The 21,523-nt window shown below is 53.1% G+C and carries 21 protein-coding genes and 1 tRNA gene; 6 read left to right on the top strand and 16 right to left on the bottom strand.

The features are described 5' to 3' along the window. Nucleotides 1–21: 21 nt before the first annotated feature. Together AC127K_RS11485 and AC127K_RS11480 are read right to left on the bottom strand one after the other, a co-directional pair. Nucleotides 22–681, bottom strand: a complete 660-nt coding sequence (locus AC127K_RS11485) for a metallophosphoesterase family protein (protein WP_294541815.1) — start codon at nucleotides 679–681, stop codon at nucleotides 22–24. Beyond that, entirely contained in the window at nucleotides 678–2,651 is a 1,974-nt protein-coding gene (locus AC127K_RS11480; RefSeq protein ID WP_483720694.1) for a BMP family ABC transporter substrate-binding protein, read from the bottom strand. The genes AC127K_RS11485 and AC127K_RS11480 overlap by 4 nt, the downstream gene beginning before the upstream one ends. 189 nt (nucleotides 2,652–2,840) lie before the next feature. Here AC127K_RS11480 and epsC point away from each other — a divergent pair, with 189 nt between their 5' ends. Next, nucleotides 2,841–3,503, top strand: coding sequence for a serine O-acetyltransferase EpsC (epsC, locus tag AC127K_RS11475; protein WP_294541810.1), 663 nt, complete (start codon nucleotides 2,841–2,843; stop codon nucleotides 3,501–3,503). A 69-nt stretch (nucleotides 3,504–3,572) separates the two neighbouring features. Here the strand turns inward: epsC and AC127K_RS11470 are convergent, their stop codons facing one another. From AC127K_RS11470 to AC127K_RS11430, 9 genes are all read right to left on the bottom strand, one after another. After that, nucleotides 3,573–4,088 carry a transporter gene (locus tag AC127K_RS11470; RefSeq protein ID WP_483720693.1) on the bottom strand — a complete coding sequence of 172 codons (516 nt, stop codon included), beginning with the start codon at nucleotides 4,086–4,088 and terminating at the stop codon, nucleotides 3,573–3,575. A 92-nt stretch (nucleotides 4,089–4,180) separates the two neighbouring features. After that, nucleotides 4,181–5,248 carry a glycosyltransferase gene (locus AC127K_RS11465; RefSeq protein ID WP_483720692.1) on the bottom strand — a complete coding sequence of 356 codons (1,068 nt, stop codon included), beginning with the start codon at nucleotides 5,246–5,248 and terminating at the stop codon, nucleotides 4,181–4,183. 31 nt (nucleotides 5,249–5,279) lie between these two features. Beyond that, a complete protein-coding gene (locus AC127K_RS11460) occupies nucleotides 5,280–7,178 on the bottom strand; it encodes a hypothetical protein (RefSeq protein ID WP_483720691.1) in 1,899 nt (632 codons plus the stop codon). Between the two features lie 80 nt (nucleotides 7,179–7,258). After that, nucleotides 7,259–8,788 carry a glucosyltransferase domain-containing protein gene (locus AC127K_RS11455; RefSeq protein ID WP_483720689.1) on the bottom strand — a complete coding sequence of 510 codons (1,530 nt, stop codon included), beginning with the start codon at nucleotides 8,786–8,788 and terminating at the stop codon, nucleotides 7,259–7,261. 103 nt (nucleotides 8,789–8,891) lie between these two features. Beyond that, a complete protein-coding gene (locus tag AC127K_RS11450; RefSeq protein WP_483720687.1) occupies nucleotides 8,892–9,710 on the bottom strand; it encodes a DapH/DapD/GlmU-related protein in 819 nt (272 codons plus the stop codon). A gap of 29 nt (nucleotides 9,711–9,739) precedes the next feature. Further along, nucleotides 9,740–10,840: a DegT/DnrJ/EryC1/StrS family aminotransferase gene (locus AC127K_RS11445; RefSeq protein WP_483720686.1), complete on the bottom strand. Its 1,101-nt coding sequence runs from the start codon at nucleotides 10,838–10,840 to the stop codon at nucleotides 9,740–9,742. Nucleotides 10,841–10,868: 28 nt separating this feature from the next. Beyond that, nucleotides 10,869–12,125, bottom strand: coding sequence for a glycosyltransferase family 2 protein (locus tag AC127K_RS11440; protein ID WP_483720685.1), 1,257 nt, complete (start codon nucleotides 12,123–12,125; stop codon nucleotides 10,869–10,871). A 4-nt stretch (nucleotides 12,126–12,129) separates the two neighbouring features. After that, nucleotides 12,130–12,546, bottom strand: coding sequence for a sugar 3,4-ketoisomerase (locus tag AC127K_RS11435; protein ID WP_483720684.1), 417 nt, complete (start codon nucleotides 12,544–12,546; stop codon nucleotides 12,130–12,132). After that, nucleotides 12,547–13,479, bottom strand: coding sequence for a glycosyltransferase (locus AC127K_RS11430; protein WP_483720683.1), 933 nt, complete (start codon nucleotides 13,477–13,479; stop codon nucleotides 12,547–12,549). 326 nt (nucleotides 13,480–13,805) lie between these two features. Between AC127K_RS11430 and AC127K_RS11425 the strand changes: the two genes are divergently transcribed. From AC127K_RS11425 to AC127K_RS11405, 5 genes are all read left to right on the top strand, one after another. Beyond that, on the top strand, nucleotides 13,806–14,177 hold the full coding sequence (locus AC127K_RS11425; RefSeq protein ID WP_294541314.1) for a GntR family transcriptional regulator: 372 nt from the start codon (nucleotides 13,806–13,808) through the stop codon (nucleotides 14,175–14,177). 3 nt (nucleotides 14,178–14,180) lie between these two features. Continuing rightward, nucleotides 14,181–15,041 (top strand): ABC transporter ATP-binding protein, encoded by an 861-nt coding sequence (locus AC127K_RS11420; RefSeq protein WP_483720682.1) that lies wholly within the window; start codon nucleotides 14,181–14,183, stop codon nucleotides 15,039–15,041. Beyond that, nucleotides 15,038–15,778 (top strand): ABC-2 transporter permease, encoded by a 741-nt coding sequence (locus tag AC127K_RS11415; RefSeq protein WP_294541310.1) that lies wholly within the window; start codon nucleotides 15,038–15,040, stop codon nucleotides 15,776–15,778. Before AC127K_RS11420 ends, AC127K_RS11415 begins: the two co-directional genes overlap by 4 nt. 54 nt (nucleotides 15,779–15,832) lie before the next feature. Then, nucleotides 15,833–16,486, top strand: a complete 654-nt coding sequence (locus AC127K_RS11410) for an ABC-2 transporter permease (protein ID WP_483720681.1) — start codon at nucleotides 15,833–15,835, stop codon at nucleotides 16,484–16,486. A gap of 58 nt (nucleotides 16,487–16,544) precedes the next feature. Further along, nucleotides 16,545–16,619: transfer RNA gene (locus AC127K_RS11405), tRNA-Gly, on the top strand. A 397-nt stretch (nucleotides 16,620–17,016) separates the two neighbouring features. Here the strand turns inward: AC127K_RS11405 and AC127K_RS11400 are convergent. From AC127K_RS11400 to AC127K_RS11380, 5 genes are all read right to left on the bottom strand, one after another. Further along, nucleotides 17,017–17,607, bottom strand: coding sequence for an HD domain-containing protein (locus tag AC127K_RS11400; protein WP_294541306.1), 591 nt, complete (start codon nucleotides 17,605–17,607; stop codon nucleotides 17,017–17,019). Further along, nucleotides 17,607–17,828: a YdbC family protein gene (locus AC127K_RS11395; RefSeq protein WP_294541305.1), complete on the bottom strand. Its 222-nt coding sequence runs from the start codon at nucleotides 17,826–17,828 to the stop codon at nucleotides 17,607–17,609. The genes AC127K_RS11400 and AC127K_RS11395 overlap by 1 nt, the downstream gene beginning before the upstream one ends. Nucleotides 17,829–17,904: 76 nt before the next feature. After that, nucleotides 17,905–18,840 (bottom strand): class B sortase, encoded by a 936-nt coding sequence (locus AC127K_RS11390; protein WP_483720680.1) that lies wholly within the window; start codon nucleotides 18,838–18,840, stop codon nucleotides 17,905–17,907. Between the two features lie 129 nt (nucleotides 18,841–18,969). Further along, on the bottom strand, nucleotides 18,970–19,308 hold the full coding sequence (locus tag AC127K_RS11385; RefSeq protein WP_294541301.1) for a lipoprotein: 339 nt from the start codon (nucleotides 19,306–19,308) through the stop codon (nucleotides 18,970–18,972). A gap of 206 nt (nucleotides 19,309–19,514) precedes the next feature. Next, nucleotides 19,515–21,464 carry a hypothetical protein gene (locus AC127K_RS11380; RefSeq protein WP_483720679.1) on the bottom strand — a complete coding sequence of 650 codons (1,950 nt, stop codon included), beginning with the start codon at nucleotides 21,462–21,464 and terminating at the stop codon, nucleotides 19,515–19,517. Nucleotides 21,465–21,523 lie beyond the last annotated feature (59 nt).

Below are 21,523 nucleotides of genomic sequence, written 5' to 3'. Positions count from 1 at the left end.
GATGCCCCCGCCTGTTTCTCGTTATCGGTTTGCACCAAACCCGCGCCAGCGGGCCAGCAGCCCCTGGTGAACCGGTATGTCCGGCTTGTCCGGCAAATCGATGGTAAAACGCTCAAACGCATTGATGATGCGCGTCTGGCCGTATTGATGTTCCCGCTCGACGTTGGCTCCATACGTCAGATGTACATGACCATGAAGCATCACATCGGGCTTGTAGGTATCCAAAACTTCCCGAAAGACCGTGAACCCGCGATGGGCCAGATCATTCAGGTCTCCGTAACCATGCAGAGGGGCATGCGTCACCAGCACATCCACCCCGCCTGCCCGGGCAATCTTGCCCCGGACACGGCGGATGCGGCGGCGCATCTCCGCTTCGGTAAACTGCCAGGCGCCGGTACGGTACCGGCAGCTGCCGCCCAGCCCCAAAAACCGATATCCTTTATAGCAAAACACATCGTCGTCAATGCACACAGCCCCTGCGGGCGGGCGTTCGTCATAGCTTTCGTCATGATTGCCATGCACATACACCACCGGCACCGGCGCAACGGTTGCCAGGAAATCCAGATAATGGAAGTTCAGGTCCCCGCAGCCAATGATCAGGTCATAGCCGCGCAGTTTTTCCGGCTCATAATAGTCCCAGAGGTATTTGGATTCCTCATCCGCTACGGCCAGCAGCCTCATAGTTCAGCCTCCTTGTCCACCGGCAGCTTATCCCGGTGGATCCCTTGCATGCGATACATCGGCTTGGATGCCTCGGTCAGGGCGTCATATTCCGGGATCTCCCCGTCAACAGCATCACACAGCCAGTCCATATGCAGAATCTGCTCGGGGGCAAAGCCGGAATGGCCTTCGTTCATCAGGGTCCCGTCCTGCGCCACAATATGGCAGGCAAAGGGGTCGATGCCGCCCGCAATGATGCCCTGGCGCAGAATTCCCGCCAGATGCCGCACATCATGGGGAAGTTCCCGGCTGAACAGCACATCCATAACGCCGCTGTTCATGCCCCACCAGTAGTTGACCGCACGGGGCGTGCCGTCGGCGGCATCCTTGGCCCAGGCTCCGTTGAGCACGCTGCGGATCACGTTTTCATAGAACTGGCCCCAGTGCCAGAAGGGCGAGGCCAGATCTTCCAGACGTCCCCCGGGACGAATCATGAAGATGCCGAACTCCCGCTGAGGACGCCCCGGCGCCGGGTTGTCTCGGCCGGAAATGATCGTGATGCCCTTGGAGGTGAATTCCTGCATGGGGTCTCCGGGCAGGCAGGTCCATTGCAGGTCAATGCGGACCTTGGGGTTGACCATGCGCGCCCCCAGGGCAAAGGCATTGATATTGGCAGGTGTGCCGAAGCTGGGATAATCGGCCACATACCCGATACGGTCGCTGCGGCTCATGGCGCCGGCAATAGCGCCGCTGATGAATTTGGCTTCATACACCCGGGTGTAGTAGGTCCGGATGCTGGTGTACGGCATATCCACCGAGCAGTTCAGGATACGAACCTCCGGATGCTGGATGGCCGCACGCAAGGAGGCCCCCACCAGTTTGGGGCTGGTGGTAAAGACGATATCCGCACCTTCTGCAATGGCCTGTTCCACCAGTGCATCGGCGTTCTCCCCTGCCACCGCTCCGTGATAGGCAACGGTCTCCACCTGTCCGGCAAAGACCTGATCCAGCTGGCAGCGGCCGAATTCATGCTGACTGGTCCAGGCGCTGGTCTCGGGGGTACGTTCATTGACAAAGGCGACCTTCAGGTGGGTGGGCGTGGAATTGGTGCGGATCCCCGGCAGAATGCGGTTCAGCAGCTTGGGCTGAGCGGGTCCCGGCTCGGCGGGCTGGGTGCTCAGCTTGACGGGCTGCGGGTTCTGGATGGCCAGAACGTCAGGCCAGACCGCCTCGATGGCTTTGGCCAGTTCGGCAGGGGTGCGCTTTTTCAGATCATCCACCTTGTACAGGCGGATCAGCAGGAGCAGGACATCCCCCACTGTCGGGCGCATGGATTCACCGCCCTTGGCATAATAGGCCTTCTTGGTCCAGTTATACAGCGAAAGAATGTCGGCGCGTTCTTCGGCCGTCCACTTCTCTCCGGGAGCCTTTCCCATGGCTTTCTGCAGGCGGGCATAACTGCCTTCCTGGGTGAAAGTCAGGGTATACATACCGCAGATGGGATAATACTCCACAAATTCATAATACTGGCGGATCTGCGGGTTGTCGCTGTACTGCGGCATGATGCGGGTCACGCTGGCAGAGATGGAATCCGCGCCGAAATACTTCAGGACGCTGACCCGTTTGTTGCCTTCCTGCACATAAAAGCGGCCCAGGTATTCAAAGCAGCGGATGGGGTCACGGATGCCTTCCTCCACATGGGCCATGCACAGAGAAACCCACTTGGTGGCAAACTCGGTCTTGGGGCTGAGCAACGGCAGAAAATTGGAAGAAAACGCCGCCGTGCGGCCCGCCGTTTTGGTTCCCACCACCAGTTCCAGCGGAATTTCCACAATACCAATGGGCAGTTGATTTTCAATGTTGGCGTTCTGAAGAATGTCATCCAGTACCGGCAGATACGGATACTGACCCGCTGCCATCTTTTCACGGTAATCGCGCTGCGCACGCTTCCACGCGTGCTGATATTCTTCCAGCGCTTCCATTCGATTCATAATGACTGCCCCCTGTTCTTTCCCGATTTTTTCCCTTTTCTTTCCCATATTTCAGGCCGGATGACCCGACCATATACAAAGGTATTATAGCATATTCCCCCACGTCCGAAAAGGGATTCCGTTGCCTTTTTCCCGAAAATATGGTATGGTTATTCCATTAGCGAATTTACAGGAAAAGAGGTAGGCGGCATGGGCCTTTGGGCAGACGCAAAGAATATACGGGACAAGGACCCCGCAGCGCGCAATGTGCTGGAAGTGATTTTGCTGTATCCGGGATTTCATGTGCTGGTGACCCACCGGATCGCCCATTGGCTGTATCGGCACAAACTGTTGTTCCTGGCCCGTCTGGTCAGCCAGATTTCCCGTCACCTTACGGGTATCGAGATCCATCCGGGGGCCAAGATCGGTCAGCGGCTGTTCATTGACCACGGCATGGGGATCGTGTTCGGCGAAACCACCGAGATCGGCGATAACTGCACCATCTATCACGGCGTGACCCTGGGCGGTACCGGCAAGGACACCGGCAAGCGGCATCCTACCGTTGGCAACAACGTACTGATCGGTGCCGGAGCCAAGGTGTTGGGTCCTGTGTTCATCGGAGATAACGTCCGTGTGGGAGCAGGCAGCGTGGTGCTCCACAACCTGCCCGCCAACGCCACCGCCGTAGGCATTCCCGCGGAGGTCGTCCGGGTCAACAACATCCGCTGCTGCCCCGCCGATGATCTGGACCAGCAGGATCTGCCGGACATGCAGCTGCAGCGCATCCAGCAATTGGAGGCACGGCTCAGCCGCATCGAGGCTAAACTGCAGGGGGAATATCCGCCGGATAAGCCGGTAGGCCCCCGGACTTGAGTATTATAAAAAATGAATGCGCCCGCAGCGCTTCCCCGTGTTGGAAGAATGCTGCGGGCGTTTTTTATCTCAGCCGAATGTCTCGTCGCCGTCGTGGTGGTTGCTTTCCATCAGGTCCGGAGCCGTATGCCCATCCGGCATGGTGGAACCGAAGCTGGGCACAAACACAAATTTGCGGATCAGGAAGATCAAACCGATGGAAGCCACACTGATAAGGTTTGCAATTGCGGAAGCATGTCCCAGGATCATCTGGCGGGCGATGGCGTACAAAAGCACTTCCAGCGCACTTCCCGGACTATGCTTGGCAAGCATTTTGATGAACTCAATACCAATGACCAGGTTGAAGGCATGGCCCAAAAATGTCTGGAACGCATCGGTATTGTCCGAAAACCAGAGGGAAACCATCTCCTGAGCAATAGGGATCGTACTGACCAGAAGGCCTACCAGTACCATTACCGAGAGAAGCATTTCCAGCAGGCTGGCAGCAGCCGCCACCTGATCACGCATGATTTGGGTAACGCGGCGTTCCTTGCTGCGGATATGTAAACGATAGAAAAATGGGGTGCGGGGTGTACCGGGTTTCATTGAATCAGAACATCCTTTCTTGCTCCTACGATAGGCTCCACCATTCACTCTCATCTGCCTAAGTCCCCTTCAGACAAATAATTGGCGGTCATTTATTTTTCTGCAGTCGGCTTTTTTCTGAAAACAAATTCTCTTTGTATATAGAAGCTAATGATAAACAACAGTGTATCCACCACGATTTTGACCAGGACCTCAATCTGCGCGCCCAATAGCATTACCATGCTGGTTACAAGAACCGCGCTCAAAGTACCTTGGATAAAGGCCAGCACAATATATTTCACGGTAGATTTCCTGTGCTGTTCTTCGCTACCAAACACAATTTTATAATTGATGATGTAATTATAACTGGCAGAAATAATCCGTGCCAGTGCAGTAGCAACAAGAATATATCCTGCACGTTCCCTCAGTAAAGCGCAAAATACTGTAAACAGACTCAAATCAATCACACTGGCCGAAAGAGAAGAGATAATAAACTTCAGAAAAATTTTGCCAAGAATTCTATAGATTTGAATAGAGTCTTTAATCGGGTCAAAATGCGTTGCATGATTTTCCTTGGAATCATACACGGTGTTGATTTTGATTTCCTCGATCGGGTAATTATCCTTTGAGGCGATCAACATATTTGTTTCAAATTCAAATCGCTCCCCTGACACAACCAACAGTTCTTTCATAAATTGTGTCGGTATCCCACGGAGCCCCGTTTGTGTATCCGTCATTTTCAAGCCACACACATATCCAAAAACAACTCTCGTCACTTTATTTCCATACCGGCTCTTTGACGGAACTGCAGCATCATCAAAATCTCGGCACCCCAATACAAGGCAGTTTGTATGCTGGCTCAGAGCCTTTCCGCACCGAACGATATCCTCTGGAAGGTGCTGTCCATCAGAATCCGCGGTCACACAGCCGACAAGTTTCGGATCTCGCAGCAGGCAGTAGTTAAACGCGGTTTTCAGTGCCCTTCCCTTTCCTTGGTTCACTGCATGGTGCAGGACAGTCACACCACGGCTGGACAGATTTTGAAAAATACCGTCATACGCAGAGCCGCTACCATCGTTTACGACCACAATCTCCAGGTGTAACTTTTGCAGTTCTTCAATAAGCGCCAGCAGACGTTCATCCGGTTCATACGACGGAATAATAACCGGTATGTGTTCCAAAGTATTTTCCCTCCCTGGAAAACTCTATTTGTCAGATTTGATCATCCACATTTTCCAAATGAATGGTACCGTCATCCATGAGAAGGATTCGATACATAGACTGGTTCTGCACCATCTGCGTTTCAGACATTGACCATTTTCCGGAATCGGTGAAATCAAAATAAACATATCCAAAATGTTGTTGCTCCACCTGTTGTTTTACCAGTTCCATTAGTTCTCCAGGATTTTGTGCTTCCTGATTTACCTGACAGTAGCTATATGTCTTAGGCGCAAACATGTATAAGAAAACCCTGGTTTGTCCCATTTTTACCAATACATCTTCTTTGTCGCTGATCCAAAGAATTCTTGCCTGATCCTTTTCTCCGAAATGTTTTTCCACTTCGTCCACAAAATTCGAAACCGACTCCTGACTCATAACCTGATTCTGTGTGTCCGCCATTTGGGAATTCACTTCAGCATAATCAAACATATATGCCTTTGCAAGCCCCATATCAGAACACAACAGAATAATGCTTGCTACAGCTAACCACTTCTTTATCTGCAGCCTTTTCTTCTCTGCATCCCTCAGAATCAGCGTGACAAAATACACAAAGCCCCCCAAGAAAAGTGGTTCCGTATAACGTCCAACGGTGTATACCATTTTTTCAGGTTGAAGATATTGTCCTTCTCCAAAGACATACGCGTGCATAAAAAGCAGCATCATCATATAGACGACCAGAAAACCTACATAAAGCACAGAGAATCGTACAGCGCATTCCTTACTGAACACGCTGATTTTGACGCAGCACCAGCATAATGCCAGCACCAACAAAGCCGCCATAAGAGGAGTCAAATCCCATCCGCAGGTGGTTTCAACATGCAAAGGCTGTCCGATCCACGCTTTCAGCATACTGGACGCATATCCCGGCAAATCATTTGACAGCGTAAAAGTCTGTGTCTTAATGCTGTTAACCGTACCGTCAATGGCATACTCAAAATAATTATTACGCTCATATAATGCACAATATTCTCGCCATACCACAACAGGGATAAGCGCAATCAAAAAACCTCCCACGCCAAAGATTATTCTTGAAAGATTCCATTTTCCCTCCTTTCTGAGCCCGTTCATCAAAAAATAGAATAAAAGAACAAACGCCGCAAAAACAATACCAGATTCTTTTACCAACATCAAACATGCAAGGTTAATCGTAAAGCGCAAAAACCGGAACTGTCTATCGTGTTTTCTATTGTCAAAGCACGCCAACAGGCACCCTACAAATATCATGCTCATCGGCATCTCTGCAATCAGAAAATAGTTCATTTTTCCGTACATGCTCGGCAAGAGAATCAACAGTACACTTGCCGGCAAGGACAAAACTAACGCCCATTTCCGATTTACATTCACTTTTTCAAAAGCGGGTGCGACGCAGCAAAGAATGATAAACCATGCACCTACATAGAGCAAGCCTTCATTAAACTGGTTTGGCGAGAAATGGCAGGTCCACCATTCAATGAGCATTGCTCCGGGGTTGTATGCTGAATAACCAGAAAGCAAATTCATATATTTATCTGCAAATCCATCCAGCATATAAAGGCATTTAGGTTCCGGCCCCCACACCCCAAGTTCATCAAAATTAACCACCATCTTATCTTTCACCAAAAAAGATAAGATCACAACTGTAGCGACAAATAAAATTGCCGGACCATCTGCCAATTCCATTACAATATTTTTGATTTGCAAATGATTTTTCCATACATAAAAAAGCAATGCAAAAATCAAAGCCATACTAACCCAGTCAATCCAAGACAATTTTTGGAATAGAGCCAGGCAATACAGCAGCATCATCCAAATTCCCAGTGCAGTCTGGACCACAGTATTAATTTTCTCTTTATAGTGCAGAGATAGCCAACAGCTTACTGCCGCAAACCCCAGAACATTTACAATTAACACCTAGTAGTTCCTACTTTCTTCAATTCATTATCATTCTGTCCCAGCCAGATTATAAAACGAAACTCCAAGAGATAAGAAAATCAACCATCTGACAACTTTACAACAACGGTTCCATCAATCATCTGCACAGAATTTTTGTCCGGGAAAGCAGGCATCGCCTGTACCTCCGGACGGTCAACCCAGTCGCTTTCTGATTGTAAATTAGCCGGATAGCCGAGAATGCTAATCAGGTATTCGTTAAGTGTTGAATTGTAAGTAGCCGAATAATGGTAAAGCATACCCGCATAGGGGTAATAATCGCCAAATGCTTGTCGATCCTTACTGATTGGTGTCTCGTCCAATGTTCCAACAAAAACAACAGGGGTCTCTTGCGGAATATATCCTTCCACCTGTTCAACCCGATCAAGGATTCGCGTCATTGTAGACAAAGTGGCAGTATATTCCATGTCTTTTTTCAAATAGGCCCCGTTCGAGAAAATTATATTGCAAAAACTGATCAAGGCGAAAGAGGTCGCAATTGTGCCTTGGAGAATACGCTTTGTGCGTAGGTCCCCCCCCTCGAGGGTCTTCTGAACGGATTCAAACAGGACAACAACGATCAAGTAAGAGAAAACATAGGAAAAGCGCATTAAATCATGTGCCATACCTTTTGAAATAAAGTATACCGCATTGATTCCCAGGGGAAAGAAAAGCAAGACAAGGGTGAGCAATCCCTGGTTCGGGACAGTCAACTGCTTTTTGCCGATACTATATATCAGCAAAGCAATGACTACCAAAGCAAGAAGGATGTGCGCGGCAAATACCCAACTTCTGTGTGCAGTGTCTGGCCTACTGAAAAAATGGAACGGATAAAGAAATGTATCCAAGAGCAGTTTTGGAATAGAAATTCCGCTGTAGTCGCCTACGCTGGCAATCCCATTATACCCATCACTGGAAGAAATCCCTGTGACTGTCTGCACAATTTTGTTACTGACAGCATATGCCACCAAACCACACAAAACAACTGCCATATCCCGGACGGCAGACTTGATGACTGTGCCGGATTTTGTGCCGCCTAAAATATCCCGCATCAAAAGCAACAATGCAAGGGCAATTGCACTGCACATGTAAGCCTGATACAATGCCGTTCCCAGCATAATTCCGATCCATCCGACCAGAAAGCCATATTTGTATCGGTGCGTTGCCCATATTCCCATCACATTCAGGAGAAGGGCCAGCATGTAAATGTCCGACCAATTAATAAATGAGGCGTTGGAAAAAGTTAAGGCAGGCTGTGTAACAAAAAGAGCACAGACCACCATTACAAGCGGCATGTGTGCCACAGACAAAAGATCCTGCACAATGCATAGGGCACAACCAAGAAACAAAAGAGAGAGGACACCAATCACCATGGGGGAAGTCAATTGCCCCCGGAAATGTATATAGGGTACCTGCATAAACCGCCCCAAAGAAATTTGCCAAGCAAAGTCTCCTTGAGAAATATCCAGAGAATCGTGTGAGTACAAACTATTAAAATAGCGGTACCCATGTGCCCAGAATCCCACCAGAAATGTGGTCAGAAAAATCAGTATATAACTTGATTTTTTCTTGTCGATTGAAAACGTAATCATGATGGTGTTTGCAAAATCCTTTCCTTTACACTGATTTTTCCGGTCACTATCACTGTAGTTTTTAATTTATTTGTTTGGAGCGTATACCAATCTCGGTATACTTTCATTTCTGCTCAGCAATATAGTGGTCATAATCGCTGTCCTTCCAGGGCATACCGCGTTTGAAAGAATAACGCCAGGGATAGACCTGTTCACCTTTATCATTCTTGATCTTGGTGACATTTCCCACAGAACGGCCCGGATTGCCTACCATAATGGTCATGTCCGGAACATCCTTTGTGAGCGTGGTACCAGCACCGATCAGCGCATCCTGACCGATATGCAGTCCAGGCAGCACCACCGTACCGGTGCACACCACAGCAAATTTCTCCACCGTAACACCATCCAGAGTTTCGCTGGGGGGCGTCGGGTCATTGGTCAGAACCACATAAGGATAAATCCAGACAAAGTCTTTCAGAGTTGCCTTCATGCCAATATGAACGTTGCTGTGCATATGCACATAATTTCCGATCTGGCAGTCTCCCTGCACATCAGAGAGCGTCCCCAAAATCACATGCTCTCCCATATGGGTCTTTTCCCGAATCGTAACCCGATGACCGGCCTGGAAATAAGGACCGATTTCGGTGTCGCCATAAATAATAGCACCGCTACGGATCAATGCGTGCTCCCCGATCGTCAACGGATGTTTTTTGTTGACATTCCCATCGAAGAAGTCCTGGAGAAACTCGCCCAGAATGGAGTTCGCTCCAACAAAGCTATTTGCCCCCAGCGTAACGTTTTCTTTGATAATCGTGTTGTAATCAATATAACAATTATCCCCGACAACAACATGATCTTCAATAATAACGCCATCACGAAGCGTAACATTTTCCCCAATCCGTGCGGTTGCGGCAATTGTAACGTTTTTCCCGATATTGGACATACTGTGCCTCCTGTGGTTTGGATTATCGATTAACCCATGAAATTATTCAGATTTTCGATGACCCAATCGATCTGCTCTTCGGTCATACCATAGAACATGGGCAGGCTGAGTTCGGTGGCGCTGATCTCCTCGGCGATGGGCAGTGCACCTTTGGGAATATTCAGTTCCGCATAAGCCCCCTGCAGATGCATGGGAATGGGGTAATGCTTATTGTAACCGATATCAGCCTTTTTCAGATGCTCTTCCAGGGCATCACGCTGCTTGCAGCGGATGGCAAAAATATGCCACACATGCTCGCAGCCCTCTTCCACCTTGGGCAAGACGATCAGCGGGTTGCGGATTTCCGCCAGATAGCGCGCCGCAATCCGGCGGCGTTCCTGGTTCATGCGATCCAGGTGGGGCAACTTTGCGGCCAGGAAGGCTGCCTGCATCTCATCCAGACGGGAATTCTGGCCCTTATAGATGTGATGATACTTATAATCGCTGCCGTAATTGCCCAGGGCACGGACCTTGGCGGCCAGATCGGGATCATTGGTGGTCACGCCGCCGGCATCGCCCAGGGCCCCCAGGTTCTTGCCGGGATAAAAGCTGAATCCGGCAGCATCCCCCAGAGATCCGACACGCTTGCCCTTGTACAGAGCGCCATGCGCCTGGGCCGCATCCTCAATCACTTTCAGGCCATGCTTGTGGGCGATTTCCAGGATGGGGTCCATATCCGCCGGATGGCCGTACAGATGCACCGCCATGATGGCCTTGGTCTTATCGGTCACCTTTTCCTCGATCCGGCTGGGATCAATGTTGTAATAGTCCAGAGTGGGCTCCACAAAGACCGGCGTGGCTCCCACATAGGAAACCGCCAGCGCCGTGGCGATGAAGGTATTGGAAGGAACAATGACCTCGTCCCCTTCCCCAATATCGTACGCACGCAGGATCAGCATGAGGGAATCCAGGCCGTTTCCGCAGCCGACACAGTACTTGGTGCCGCAGTATTCCGCAAATGCCTTTTCAAAGGCCTCGTCCTCATGGCCTTCGATATACCAGCTGTTCTCGTAAACCCGCGTGAAAGCCCCTCTCAGATCGCTGTCCAGCTCTTTTTCCAGGGGGCGGAAGGATACAAACGGAACATTCATGTTATTATCTCCTTTTATACTGCAAAAATTACACTTCGTGTTTGGCCAGGTGCTTATCCGCCAGTTTGACAGCCACTTTCAGGAAGAAATTTGCTGTGCGCCCCGCATAATATAAAAATTCAAAGATAAAGACCTGAAGAAGCCAGAGGGAAATCAGTATTGCACCTGCCACAAATACAATATCTCCGCACATTTTGACCATTGATGAGCCAAGTCCCATAAAGGACATACCGGAAATGACCAAATAGCCAAAAAAGCAGAGCCCCCAAGCCGCCAGCAAGGTAAATTGCGGCGTTCCAGGTGTTGCCATATTACGGCAGGCATTTCTCATCTTTTCGCAGATTTTGGACAACTTCGGTTCCAAGCGATACTTTCGTTTATGCCACTTGGTTTTGGGGAACGTGATTTCGTAAGATCTTCTGATACATTCCCACTTTTCCAGCATCTTTTTCCGATCCTCCGGCAAAAGACGATCCTGATAGGGCAGGATTTCCCTCTCGTAAATAAGGACTTCATCGTAGCGGTACCGACGGTATGTTTCCGTGATTTTTTTCGGTTCGCTGTGGCTGACGCCGCCGTCACGGTGTCGGGCTCCGACCATATCGTCGATCCAGTGCACCCGGATTCCAGCGCGGGAAAAGCGAAGGAAGAAAGAGGCATCTTCAATGATATAGTAAGTCGTATCGTAAGGTCCCACCCGGTCATACAGCGACAGCCGGTAGCAGGTGCTGGTGGTGGGAATGGTGAAGGTGTGACTCATTCGGGAAAACAGCTCCGCTGGTGTTCCGTCCCGGATAACCTTTACCCCGCTTTCGTCCGGCGCATAATCCATGACATAGCCCAATTCCGAACCACACATGGCCGTGCGGCTGGACACCACCATGGCATCCTCTCCCAGCCGCTCAAATTCATCTGCATACCGCTGGAGAACCGTCTCGTCGTACAGGGCATCGTCTGCCGCCATGTACATAATATAGGTGCCGGTGGCCCGCTGCCGTACCGATTCAATATTTTTGACGGTTCCCAGATTGGTCTCGTTGTTGTGGATATCCACACGAACCAGGTTTTCCCGTTTGTGCGCATCAATATAGGCACGCAGCTCCTCCTGGTTGAAATCGGAGGAGCCGTCATTGGCAATCAGCAGTTCAATAGCCGGATAGGTCTGCTGCAACACCGAATCCACTGCCTCAAAAATGTAGCGGTAGTTATTGTAGGAAACGATGACAAAGGAGAAAACCGGTTTCTGTGTCCGTTCCTGCGTAGGGGACGGAACTTTCTGCCGCATCACTTCACTCCTCCTCTTCAGCCGTCGCCACGTAAGCCTTGAACGCATCATAGTCCCGGATATAATCGTCCGGATCATAATACTCACTGGCCGCCACGCACAGGACAGAATTTTCCTGGTTCCAGATCATATCCCGCCACATGTTGTGCTCGACGATCAGCCCCTTGTCGGGTTCATCCAACAGAACTTCTGCCGTCTCTTTCCCGTTGTCAAGCTTGATCGTAATGCTTCCGTAGGGACAGAAAAGAATCTGGCGCAGCTTTTTATGGGCATGCCCGCCCCGCTGGGTCCCTGCAGGAACACCGTGAATGTAATAAATGCGCTTGATAGCGAAATCCAGATCGTGCTTTGCCTCAAAAAAGGACAGGGTTCCCATTCCAGGCGTAGTCACACTTTTGATGGAGATGGTTTTGACTGTCATTTATTGTTCCTCCTCTTGCAGGTGATAAATTCTCTCCAGTTCTTCTATTCGGCCATTGACCGGAGGTTGGTATGCTTTCTGTTTCCGCTTGAACGGAAGCCACTGGGGTACAATGGTGTGTCCGATCAATCCGCGCAGGATTTTGGACCTGCGCTCATCGTTGAAGAAATACAGGTTGGCCAAACAGACCATCCGGTCCCGGGGGAACTTTTCCCGGAGCAGGCGCAGCATGGCTTTCCAGTCTTTCAGCATCCGTGCTTGAGAGGACGAAACACCCGTGTTGTCCTCGTACCAGCAAACGATCCGGTCATAGCAATGAATGTGGATTTTTTCCACCGAAAACATCCGAAGCGAAAAGTCCTCCGCATAGCGTACCCGGCCTTTCATCTCCTCCAAAGCCTGCCGCAGCAGACTGGTGCGGTAGAATGCACAGGCACCGCTGATGCCGTCATCATACAAAAGCATATTCCGCTTGATGGTTTGCGGCCGGTAATGCTCGGCAGCATAGCAGCTGCGGTCAAAAGGTGTCTGTCCGGGCAGCTGGCGCAGCTGCGGCTCCTGGGTGTAATAGGCGGCCTTGCCGAATGCGGCCCACACATCATCCCTGCGGCAGCACACCTTGATCCATCGCACCGTACCGGCGTCATACAGATAATCCCCCGGAGAAATGGCATAGACCCAGGTTCCTCCGGCATGGGATACACCATTCCACAGATTCCAGACGGTCCCCCGATTTTCCGGCAGGGTGAGCAATTGCGCCTCCCGTCCATATTTGTTCAACAGCGCCCTGGTGGAATCGAACCGCTTGTTTCGGGAACCGTCATCCGCAATGATCAATTCAAAATCCTGATCATCCTGTGTCAGAATTGAAAGCAATGTACGTTCCAAAGCGGCACGGTCCGGTTCATACTGTACAACAATGATTGAAAGCATCCTTTTTCTCCCAAAGACATATCTGTAACAGCGGCCGGATGCTGTCAATAACAGAAAGGGGTCTGTCTTCAACATCTCAAGTCGGCATACGTATACAGTTTAATGTTTTCATTATAGCATACCCTCCCCTTGATTTCCACAATATTTCCTTTGAAGGTCATATTTTACATGAAATTTATAAAATTTATTATCGAACAAGAAAACTCCTCATTTCAAGCACCTTGAAACAGAAACTTGCCGCCCGGTATTGACAACTGTATATATACCGTATATACTGTGTATATAGGATATGAACAGTTCATCTTCCTGCCCGAAGGAGGCACTCCATGGAGCTTTACATTTCCAACGCCGGCGGCGAGCCGATCTACGCGCAGATCACGCGGCAGATCAAGGACAAAATCCTGGCCGGCGAACTGAAAGAAGGCGACGCACTGCCCAGCATCCGTCTGCTGGCCAAGGAGCTGCGCATCAGCGTCATCACCACCAAACGCGCTTACGAAGACCTGGAAGCCGAAGGCTTTATCCGCACCATGCCGGGACGCGGCAGCTTTGTGGCGCCGCAGAACCCGGAACTGCACCGGGAGGAAAGTCTGAAACAGGTGGAAGGACATTTGCAGAATGCCATCGAGGCCGCCCGCCGGGGCGGGATTTCTCTGGCGGAAGTGACCGAAACATTACAGCTTTTGTGGGAGGGCTGAGCCATGCCTTACAACGCAGCCGAACTGCACGGTGTGCAGAAAGTGTACAAAGATTTCAAGCTGGGTCCGTTGGATCTGACAGTGCCTGCAGGGACCATCGTGGGGCTGGTGGGAGAAAACGGTGCCGGCAAGACCACCACCCTGAAAATTCTCACCGGGGTCAATCCCCCGGACGGTGGTCGGGCCGAACTGCTGGGCGGTCTGCCCAAAGACCCGGAAGTCCGGGCCCGACTGGGCGTGGTGTTCGAGGAAGCCTACTTTTATGAAGGGATGAACGCTGCCCACATCGGCCGCAGCATGGCGGGCATTTTCGGTGCCCGGTGGGACGCCGGCGCCTTTTCCGGATACCTGAAGCGATTCGGTCTGGAACCGGACAAAAAGATCAAAGAGTACAGCCGCGGCATGCGGATGAAGCTGAGTCTGGCCACAGCCCTCGCCCACGCGCCGGAGATGCTGGTGCTGGACGAGCCCACCGCCGGACTGGACCCGGTGGTGCGTGGGGAGATCCTGGACCTGTTTCTGGAATTCATCCAGGATGAACACCACACCATCCTCATGAGCAGTCACATCACCAGCGACCTGGAACAGATTGCCGATTCCATCGCCTATCTGCACCACGGGCAGCTGCTTTTCCACGAGGACAAAGATGCGCTGATGCAGGAATACGGTCTGCTGCGCTGCAGCGAAGCAGACCTGCACCGTCTGCCCGACGGCATGGCTGTCTTTACCCGGAGGAGCACTTTCGGGTGTGAGACTCTGGTCAAAGGCCGGGAAGCGGTTCTGCGCCTGTTGCCGGGAACCGTGTGCGACCACGCCGGCATCGATGATATCATGCGGTTTTACAGCGGGAGGGATGGGCAGTGAGAGGGCTTTTGTACAAGGACTGGAGCGTTCTTGCCGGTCAGTACAGGAAAAATATCCTGCTGCTTCTGGTGGTGTATCTGGGTATGGCTTATCTCTTCGATATGCCCTTCATGCTGTATGCCCTGGTGTTCATGCTGGGAATCTACACGCAAAGCGCCGTCAGTTTTGATGAAAAAAGCCACTGGGATATGTACGCCCACACCCTGCCGGTAAGTCCGGCGGCCATCATCGGCAGCAAGTACCTGTTGGGCCTGTTGGCCATTGCCGGTGGTTTTTTGATCGGACTTGCTGCCTTTCTGTTCTTTCCCGACATTGCCCGCGGCACCATGGGCATGGAGGAGGCATTGGTGGGAATGCTGGCGGCCACTGCCCTGGCCCTGCTGTATTTCTCGCTGAGTCTGCCCCTCTCCTATCAATTGGGCAGTGAACGGGCCCGGACTGCCGTGATGGTGTTGATCCTGCTGCTGGCGGTGCTGGCCACGGCGTCCACCGTGCTGCTTTCTTCGGAGCAGCTGCAGGACATCCAGCGTTTTTTCGGCTTCCGGGGCCCTGCCGAAATCTGGGATTCCGCTCAGGAGCAAACGCTGGTAATGGATGTAGAGTACGGATCCGTATATCAATGGGCCCGGAACCTGCATTTCTGGTGGCTCATCGTCGGTGGAACCGCGGGCAGCGCCCTGCTGTACGCCGGCAGCTGGTTGGTCAGCATTGCCATCTACAAGCACAAACAATTTTGATGGAACAACTGCCGGTCCGTTCAGGGCTGCGCTGGTTTTCGGGAGGAATTCGCCATGTTGGGTTTGTTATACAAAGACCAGGCAACCATCTGGTCCAGCTACCGCAAAAATTTTCTTCTGGTCGTTCTGCTGTATACGGTCATGGCATTTACCATGGATATGAAATTCATGCTGTTTGCCCTGCTTTTCATCGGCGGCCTCTACACCACCTCCGCCCTGGTCTTTGACGAGCAAAGTCACTGGGATACCTATGCACGCACCCTGCCGGTATCCGGCCGACAGATCGTCGGAGCCAAATATCTTCTGGCCTTGCTCTGGATGGCAGCCAGTTTTGTACTGGCATATATCCTTCTCACCCTTTGTGATCTGTTCAAAGGGCAGGTGGCAGAGAATCTGCTGTACAATCTGGCCGGATGCCTGGTCACGTTGGGATTGGTCATGGCCTATTACGCCCTGGGGTATGTCCTTTCTTATAAAATCGGTGCAGTCCGGGCACGGTCCGGCGTTATTCTGGCCATTGCCCTGATTATCGCCATCGCCCTTGTGGGCTCCAATGCCCTGGAAAACACTTCTTTTTTCTCCTTTCCCCTGTTGGATGAAACCACCCTGCTGGTTTTGATTGCGGGAGGGTCTCTCGCTGTAGGGCTGGTGCTGTTTATCCTCAGCTGGGTGGTGAGCACCGCCATTTACACAAAAAAGGAATTCTGATATTTTCGTTTTCGACTTGACAAACCGACCCCTGTGCAGGTATAATAACAAATACCGTGCAGGTGTCGTACAACGGCTAGTACATCAGCCTTCCAAGCTGAGGACGAGGGTTCGACTCCCTTCACCTGCTCCAAAAGAGAAAGTCCATGGCGTATCCCGCCATGGACTTTTTCTTTTGGATTTGCTGTGAAGAGGAGGCGAACAGGCCGGCGCACCGCAGTGCGCAACCAACAGTCCCGCGGACTGTTGGTTAGGCCGCGGGAGACTCCCTTCACTTGCTCCACGTCGGAATGGACTGCGCTCCATTCAAAAAGCCCGGGGGTATGCCCGGGCTTTTCTCATGCCGCTCCGTCATTCCTCCTTTTCCCCACAAAACTTTGCCCTGCAAAGTTTTCCGGGGGCCCGAAAAACATCTTGTCCATGGCGTATCCCGCCATGGACTTTTTCTTTTATTCAGGTATACGGACAAAACGCAAAGCCCGCTCCCCCATCCGGTATATGCCGGAAGGAGGGAGCGGGCTTGGATTGTCTCAGTGTCCGTTTTCCACCTGACTGGTTCCCTGTTCCATCAGGTAGGTGGCAATGAGGTCCGCCGTATGAAGTTTGACCGCCAGCGGATACCGGTTGTAAGCGTCGCTGATGGCATAGCTGCCGCCGCGCACCGCATCGTCAAAGCCGCCCATATGCCAGCGGATGGCCACCGCTTCGTCGGTCTTCAGACGCATGAAGTGTTCAATGAGGTACACGCTCTTTTCGCCATGGCCATAAGGAAGCTGGTCCGCCACCTGATAGAACGGCACCTTTTCCCACTGTCCGGTGGCGTCGTTCTTCACGTTGCGGGTGCTGACCTTATAAAAGTTGGCTTTGCACACATCGTGCAGCAAAGCGCACACCGCAAAGGTCTCGGGGTTATCCCCCTCCCCAAAGAAATGCTGCATCATGGCATGATAGACATTGATGCTGTGCATGACCAGACCGCACTCACACGCACCATGAAATTTGGTGGACGCCGGCGCACGGAAAAAGTCGGTGCCGTCCAGCCACTTCAGAAGGCGGTCGGCGCCGGGGCGGGTGATATTCTGATTGTACAGCTCGATAAACTGCTGGCGATAGTCTTCCATCACAGATCCATTTCTTCCAGGATGCCCTTGAGGGTGACCAGTTCTTCCCGGGTCATGCTGATGCCCTTGCCCATCTTGCTGCCGTCCGGTGCCCAGTCGCGCAGGTCATACTTGGGCTCTTTGCCGTTCCAGCTGACCATGTTCAGCTGACGTTCCCAGCCACTGGTGTTGGTGGACAGCACAGCGATGCGCTCGGTGATTTCATACTTGAATTCTGCCATTTTTGGTTGGCTCCTTTTGCGAAGTTATTTTTGACGTTATCATCATAGCGGATTCCCGCTCAAAAAGCAAGGGGTCTCAGTCCACCCGCACCGCCAGAACCGCAAAACGCTCGTCGGTATAAAAGCTGGATGTCCCGCAGGTGGAAAGGGTCAGCAGCTGGTCCCCGTATTCCGGAATCACGCCGGTATCGTACAGGGACAGGGCCATAATGGCATCCACCCGGCGCTGCCAGTCGGCACGGCTGTCCGCATCAAAGAAGGTATAGTAGGGCCATTCGTCGGCGCCCAGGGTGGTGCGGATGACCGCCGCCACCTGCCAGGTCCCGGGTGTGGTCAGGGTGTCAAAGGTGAAGGTGGGATGTTCGCCACAGAAGGCCGGGTCCGCATACCGGTCCAGCTCTCCCAGCATGGTATCATCACTCATGTTATGGCCGTAAATCAGCCAGTTGGCGGTGGGGTCCGGCCCCAGGCTGCAGCGCTCATCCAGAAAAAGGGTGCCGGAAACGGCATACAGCTTATCAAACCCGCGGCGCAGGTAATATTCATTATCTCCGGGGGTCTGCATGACGGGATAGTTGATATCGGTGCCGTCGATGCGCAGCCAGCCCACCATATCGCTGTTCTGTTCATACAGGTCCCGATACTGGGGCAGGATCTCCGCTTCCGGCAAGGGACTGGGTGTGGGCTGCGTTTCCGCCTTTTCGGCGGATTCGGCCGTTCCCTGTCCCGCCAGGGCATCCACCGTGGCAGGGCGCACGGCCACGGTGGGACGGGGAGCTGTTTCTGCGGTGGCTGTCTCCGCGGTGGCCACCGCCGGCGGCGGTGCGGGCTGGCCGCCCCGGAACACCGTCTGGCGCAGGACCAGGGCCGCCGCGCAGCACAGGGCCAGAATGCCGCCCCAACGCAGCAGGCGGGCATGGCGGCGCTGTTTCTGCCGCAGGACCTTGCGGGCACCGAAGGGATAATAAGCACTGTCGCCCTGCAGGCGGCGGTAACGTTGTTTGCGGAGCATACAGCAAAAGCCTCCTTGGGGCAATGTGTGAAAATGAAACAGGGCGCTCACCGCGTGCCTGCCGTCCGGTTCCTCAAGAAACCGGACCGGCAAACGCGCCGTGCGCGCCCCTGACGATCCAGGTTATGGTCAGATACGCCGCAGCATCAGCAAGCCGGCGGAACAAATCAAAATCAGCCCCAGCACCCCGGCAAAATATACCACCGGGAAATCTCCGGTCTCAGGCGTGTCCACCGCGGAAGGCTGGGTTTCGGCCGCGGAAGAATCCTGCGCCGGCTGGGAGTCGGTGACATTATCCGCATTGGCGTACGTCTCGGTCACCTTGACCGGCTCACTGCGGACGTTGCGGGACGAAGAAGCCGTAGGAGCAGCGGTCGCTTCGGGCTCAGCCGAAAGCAGATCTCCGCCGCACGCGGCACAAAATACCATCAGCGCGGCAATCAAAACCACGCAAAGAAAACGCTTCAACGGGAAGCTGACCTCCTTTTTTTCACGCAGGCGCAACAAAGCCAGACAGCCCACGGGATATGCAGGCTGCTGCGTTCAGAGCGATCAGACGGCAGAGCCGTCAAAACAAGTGGGATAACCCAATCAGCCAAAATATTCTGACTATAAATATACCATGCAGGCGTCTTTTCGTCAAGGGAATGGCAAAAATAAGTTACGAAACGGTATCAAGCCGAAGCATCGGCACCGCCAAGATCTGCCATATACGCATCGATGCGCTGGCTGAACAGTTCGGGCCAGCGGGCGTCATATTCCGCAAAGACCTGCTTGTAGTAATCGGCTTCGGCCGCATCGGGAGAGGTGAGCCGCTCATAGCAATAGAGCGCAATGCCATTCTGCAGCGGAAATTCGGTCACATAGCGGTAATGGCTGCTGCTGGGCGTAGAACTGCGCAGAGCAAGATTGACGGCGCCCACCAGACCGCCCTCCTCCAGCTTATCGGTCACCATCACATACTTGGAGGACCAGATGCCGGTGGGGAAACCATGGGTGGACGGCACGCTGTTTTCCCACAGGATCATGCTTTGCAGCTGGGGATGGGCCGGGTCGCTGTAGGCGAAGGTGGAACCGCTGTATCCGTCGGTGTCAATATTGATATAGACGGTCTCCTCTTCCGCACAGTTATTCAGCACAAAATCAGTGACCGCCTTCATGGCGTCCAGGTCCGTGCGCCGGGTCAGGTCCAGGCTTTCGCCGCTGAGCAGAACGGTGGAAACGCTGGCCCCCGTCAAACGCAGGGTGTTGCCTGCATTGACCGCCAGGAAAAACGCCAATGCAGCTGTACAGCTCCGCATGGCCCAGGCGGACCGGATGGCGCAGATACCGGCAGCAGCGCCGAACAAGCCCAGCAGATACAGCGGAGCCAGGATCAGGCTTTGGTGATCCCCCAGGGACTGGGTTCGGGTGAAGAGCACCATGGCCAGCAGCGAGGCTGCCGCTGTGACGGCCGCGGGTCCCCGGGCCCGCCTGTTTCCCAGCAGGGTCAGCAGCCCCAGCAGAGCCGCCAGCAGCCAGAGGATGCCCTGGGTTTTCAGCTGGCCCAGGCAGTTTGCCGCAAAGCCGCCGCCGTAATAGGCGCCGTAGATGTCGGCATAGTCGGTGGTGAGAATGGTCCGGAAGGTGGGCAGCAGCACCACAAGGATGATGACCGCAGAAGGCAGACCGAACCGCAGCAGGTTGACCAGCACCGTGCGGAATTTCTTCCGGCGGACCGCTCCCCCAAGGACGGCCAGGGTGTAGCAGAGGTAAAAGGCCACGATCCAGAACATATACCAGCGCCGGGTGAGGATCAGGGCAAAGGTAGCGGCAAAAAGCGCCGCCAGCCGGGGCCATTCCAGGATATCAAACCGATACTCCGCACACAGAAGCAGGATGATGGCCACGAATGTCAGGCCGAAGGCGTCCGGCATGCCATGGGTGGCAGGCCATAGGAACATGGGCCACAAGACCATGCTCCCCATGCACAGCAGGTAAAACGTCCCCTGCCGGACCGCAGAGAGTCCGGGCCTCACCACCGCCAGAAGCCGCTTGGCCAGCATGAGCAGGGCCGTCCACATGGGCACAAAGCAGGTCAGCGCATAACTGAGCATGAACATGTTGATGGTGCGGGGCAGAAGCAGGTAGGGCAGGCTGATGAACAGGTTCATGAACATCTTGTAATCGGCGGTCAGAAGGTTTTCGGCCAGGTTGCTGACGCCGTAAAAACCGCTGGTGGCAAAGCTGTTGAACAGCAGATTCTGCTTGGCATAATAGTTGATGGCGTCTTCCCCATAAACCGTGCGCCGGTAGAACACCAGACCCGCAATCACCGCAAGGCCCACCAAGACCCCTGCCAGCAGGCACCGGCGGAACACTTTGTCATGCCGCCAGTCCTCCCCGGGGAAAGAGAGCTTCCATGCGGTTGCCAGCAGCAGCCAGAGGGTCCCGGTACACAAGACCCACAGGAGCAGGACCAGGAACAGTCCGCCATAAGCCGTGATGGCACCGCCGGCAAGGATCCCGACGAGCAGGAGCACCCCGTACACGAGCCAGCGCACGGGGGCGCACAGAGAGGCCAGTATGCGGCCGAAGCGGTCCCCGGCACGGTGGATGGATTGCAGAATATGTGGCAGCGGCATGGTGATTTTCTCCCATAAAGAAAGGCCGCGGCCGTCAAGAGGCGGCCACGGCCTGTTGC

It is taken from the genome of Subdoligranulum sp. DSM 23681 (genome assembly GCF_057005535.1).
The sequence above is the reverse complement of the archived record's forward strand: the minus strand, read 5'-3'. Positions and strand labels throughout refer to the sequence as shown.

Excerpts from the sequence above, each read along its gene's own strand:
- AC127K_RS11485 (WP_294541815.1), bottom strand. The coding sequence starts at position 681 with ATGAGGCTGCTGGCCGTAGCGGATGAGGAATCCAAATACCTCTGGGAC.
- AC127K_RS11480 (WP_483720694.1), bottom strand. The coding sequence starts at position 2,651 with ATGAATCGAATGGAAGCGCTGGAAGAATATCAGCACGCGTGGAAGCGT.
- epsC (WP_294541810.1), top strand. The coding sequence starts at position 2,841 with ATGGGCCTTTGGGCAGACGCAAAGAATATACGGGACAAGGACCCCGCA.
- AC127K_RS11470 (WP_483720693.1), bottom strand. The coding sequence starts at position 4,088 with ATGAAACCCGGTACACCCCGCACCCCATTTTTCTATCGTTTACATATC.
- AC127K_RS11455 (WP_483720689.1), bottom strand. The coding sequence starts at position 8,788 with ATGATTACGTTTTCAATCGACAAGAAAAAATCAAGTTATATACTGATT.
- AC127K_RS11450 (WP_483720687.1), bottom strand. The coding sequence starts at position 9,710 with ATGTCCAATATCGGGAAAAACGTTACAATTGCCGCAACCGCACGGATT.
- AC127K_RS11445 (WP_483720686.1), bottom strand. The coding sequence starts at position 10,840 with ATGAATGTTCCGTTTGTATCCTTCCGCCCCCTGGAAAAAGAGCTGGAC.
- AC127K_RS11440 (WP_483720685.1), bottom strand. The coding sequence starts at position 12,125 with ATGCGGCAGAAAGTTCCGTCCCCTACGCAGGAACGGACACAGAAACCG.
- AC127K_RS11435 (WP_483720684.1), bottom strand. The coding sequence starts at position 12,546 with ATGACAGTCAAAACCATCTCCATCAAAAGTGTGACTACGCCTGGAATG.
- AC127K_RS11430 (WP_483720683.1), bottom strand. The coding sequence starts at position 13,479 with ATGCTTTCAATCATTGTTGTACAGTATGAACCGGACCGTGCCGCTTTG.
- AC127K_RS11425 (WP_294541314.1), top strand. The coding sequence starts at position 13,806 with ATGGAGCTTTACATTTCCAACGCCGGCGGCGAGCCGATCTACGCGCAG.
- AC127K_RS11420 (WP_483720682.1), top strand. The coding sequence starts at position 14,181 with ATGCCTTACAACGCAGCCGAACTGCACGGTGTGCAGAAAGTGTACAAA.
- AC127K_RS11410 (WP_483720681.1), top strand. The coding sequence starts at position 15,833 with ATGTTGGGTTTGTTATACAAAGACCAGGCAACCATCTGGTCCAGCTAC.
- AC127K_RS11400 (WP_294541306.1), bottom strand. The coding sequence starts at position 17,607 with ATGGAAGACTATCGCCAGCAGTTTATCGAGCTGTACAATCAGAATATC.
- AC127K_RS11395 (WP_294541305.1), bottom strand. The coding sequence starts at position 17,828 with ATGGCAGAATTCAAGTATGAAATCACCGAGCGCATCGCTGTGCTGTCC.
- AC127K_RS11390 (WP_483720680.1), bottom strand. The coding sequence starts at position 18,840 with ATGCTCCGCAAACAACGTTACCGCCGCCTGCAGGGCGACAGTGCTTAT.
- AC127K_RS11380 (WP_483720679.1), bottom strand. The coding sequence starts at position 21,464 with ATGCCGCTGCCACATATTCTGCAATCCATCCACCGTGCCGGGGACCGC.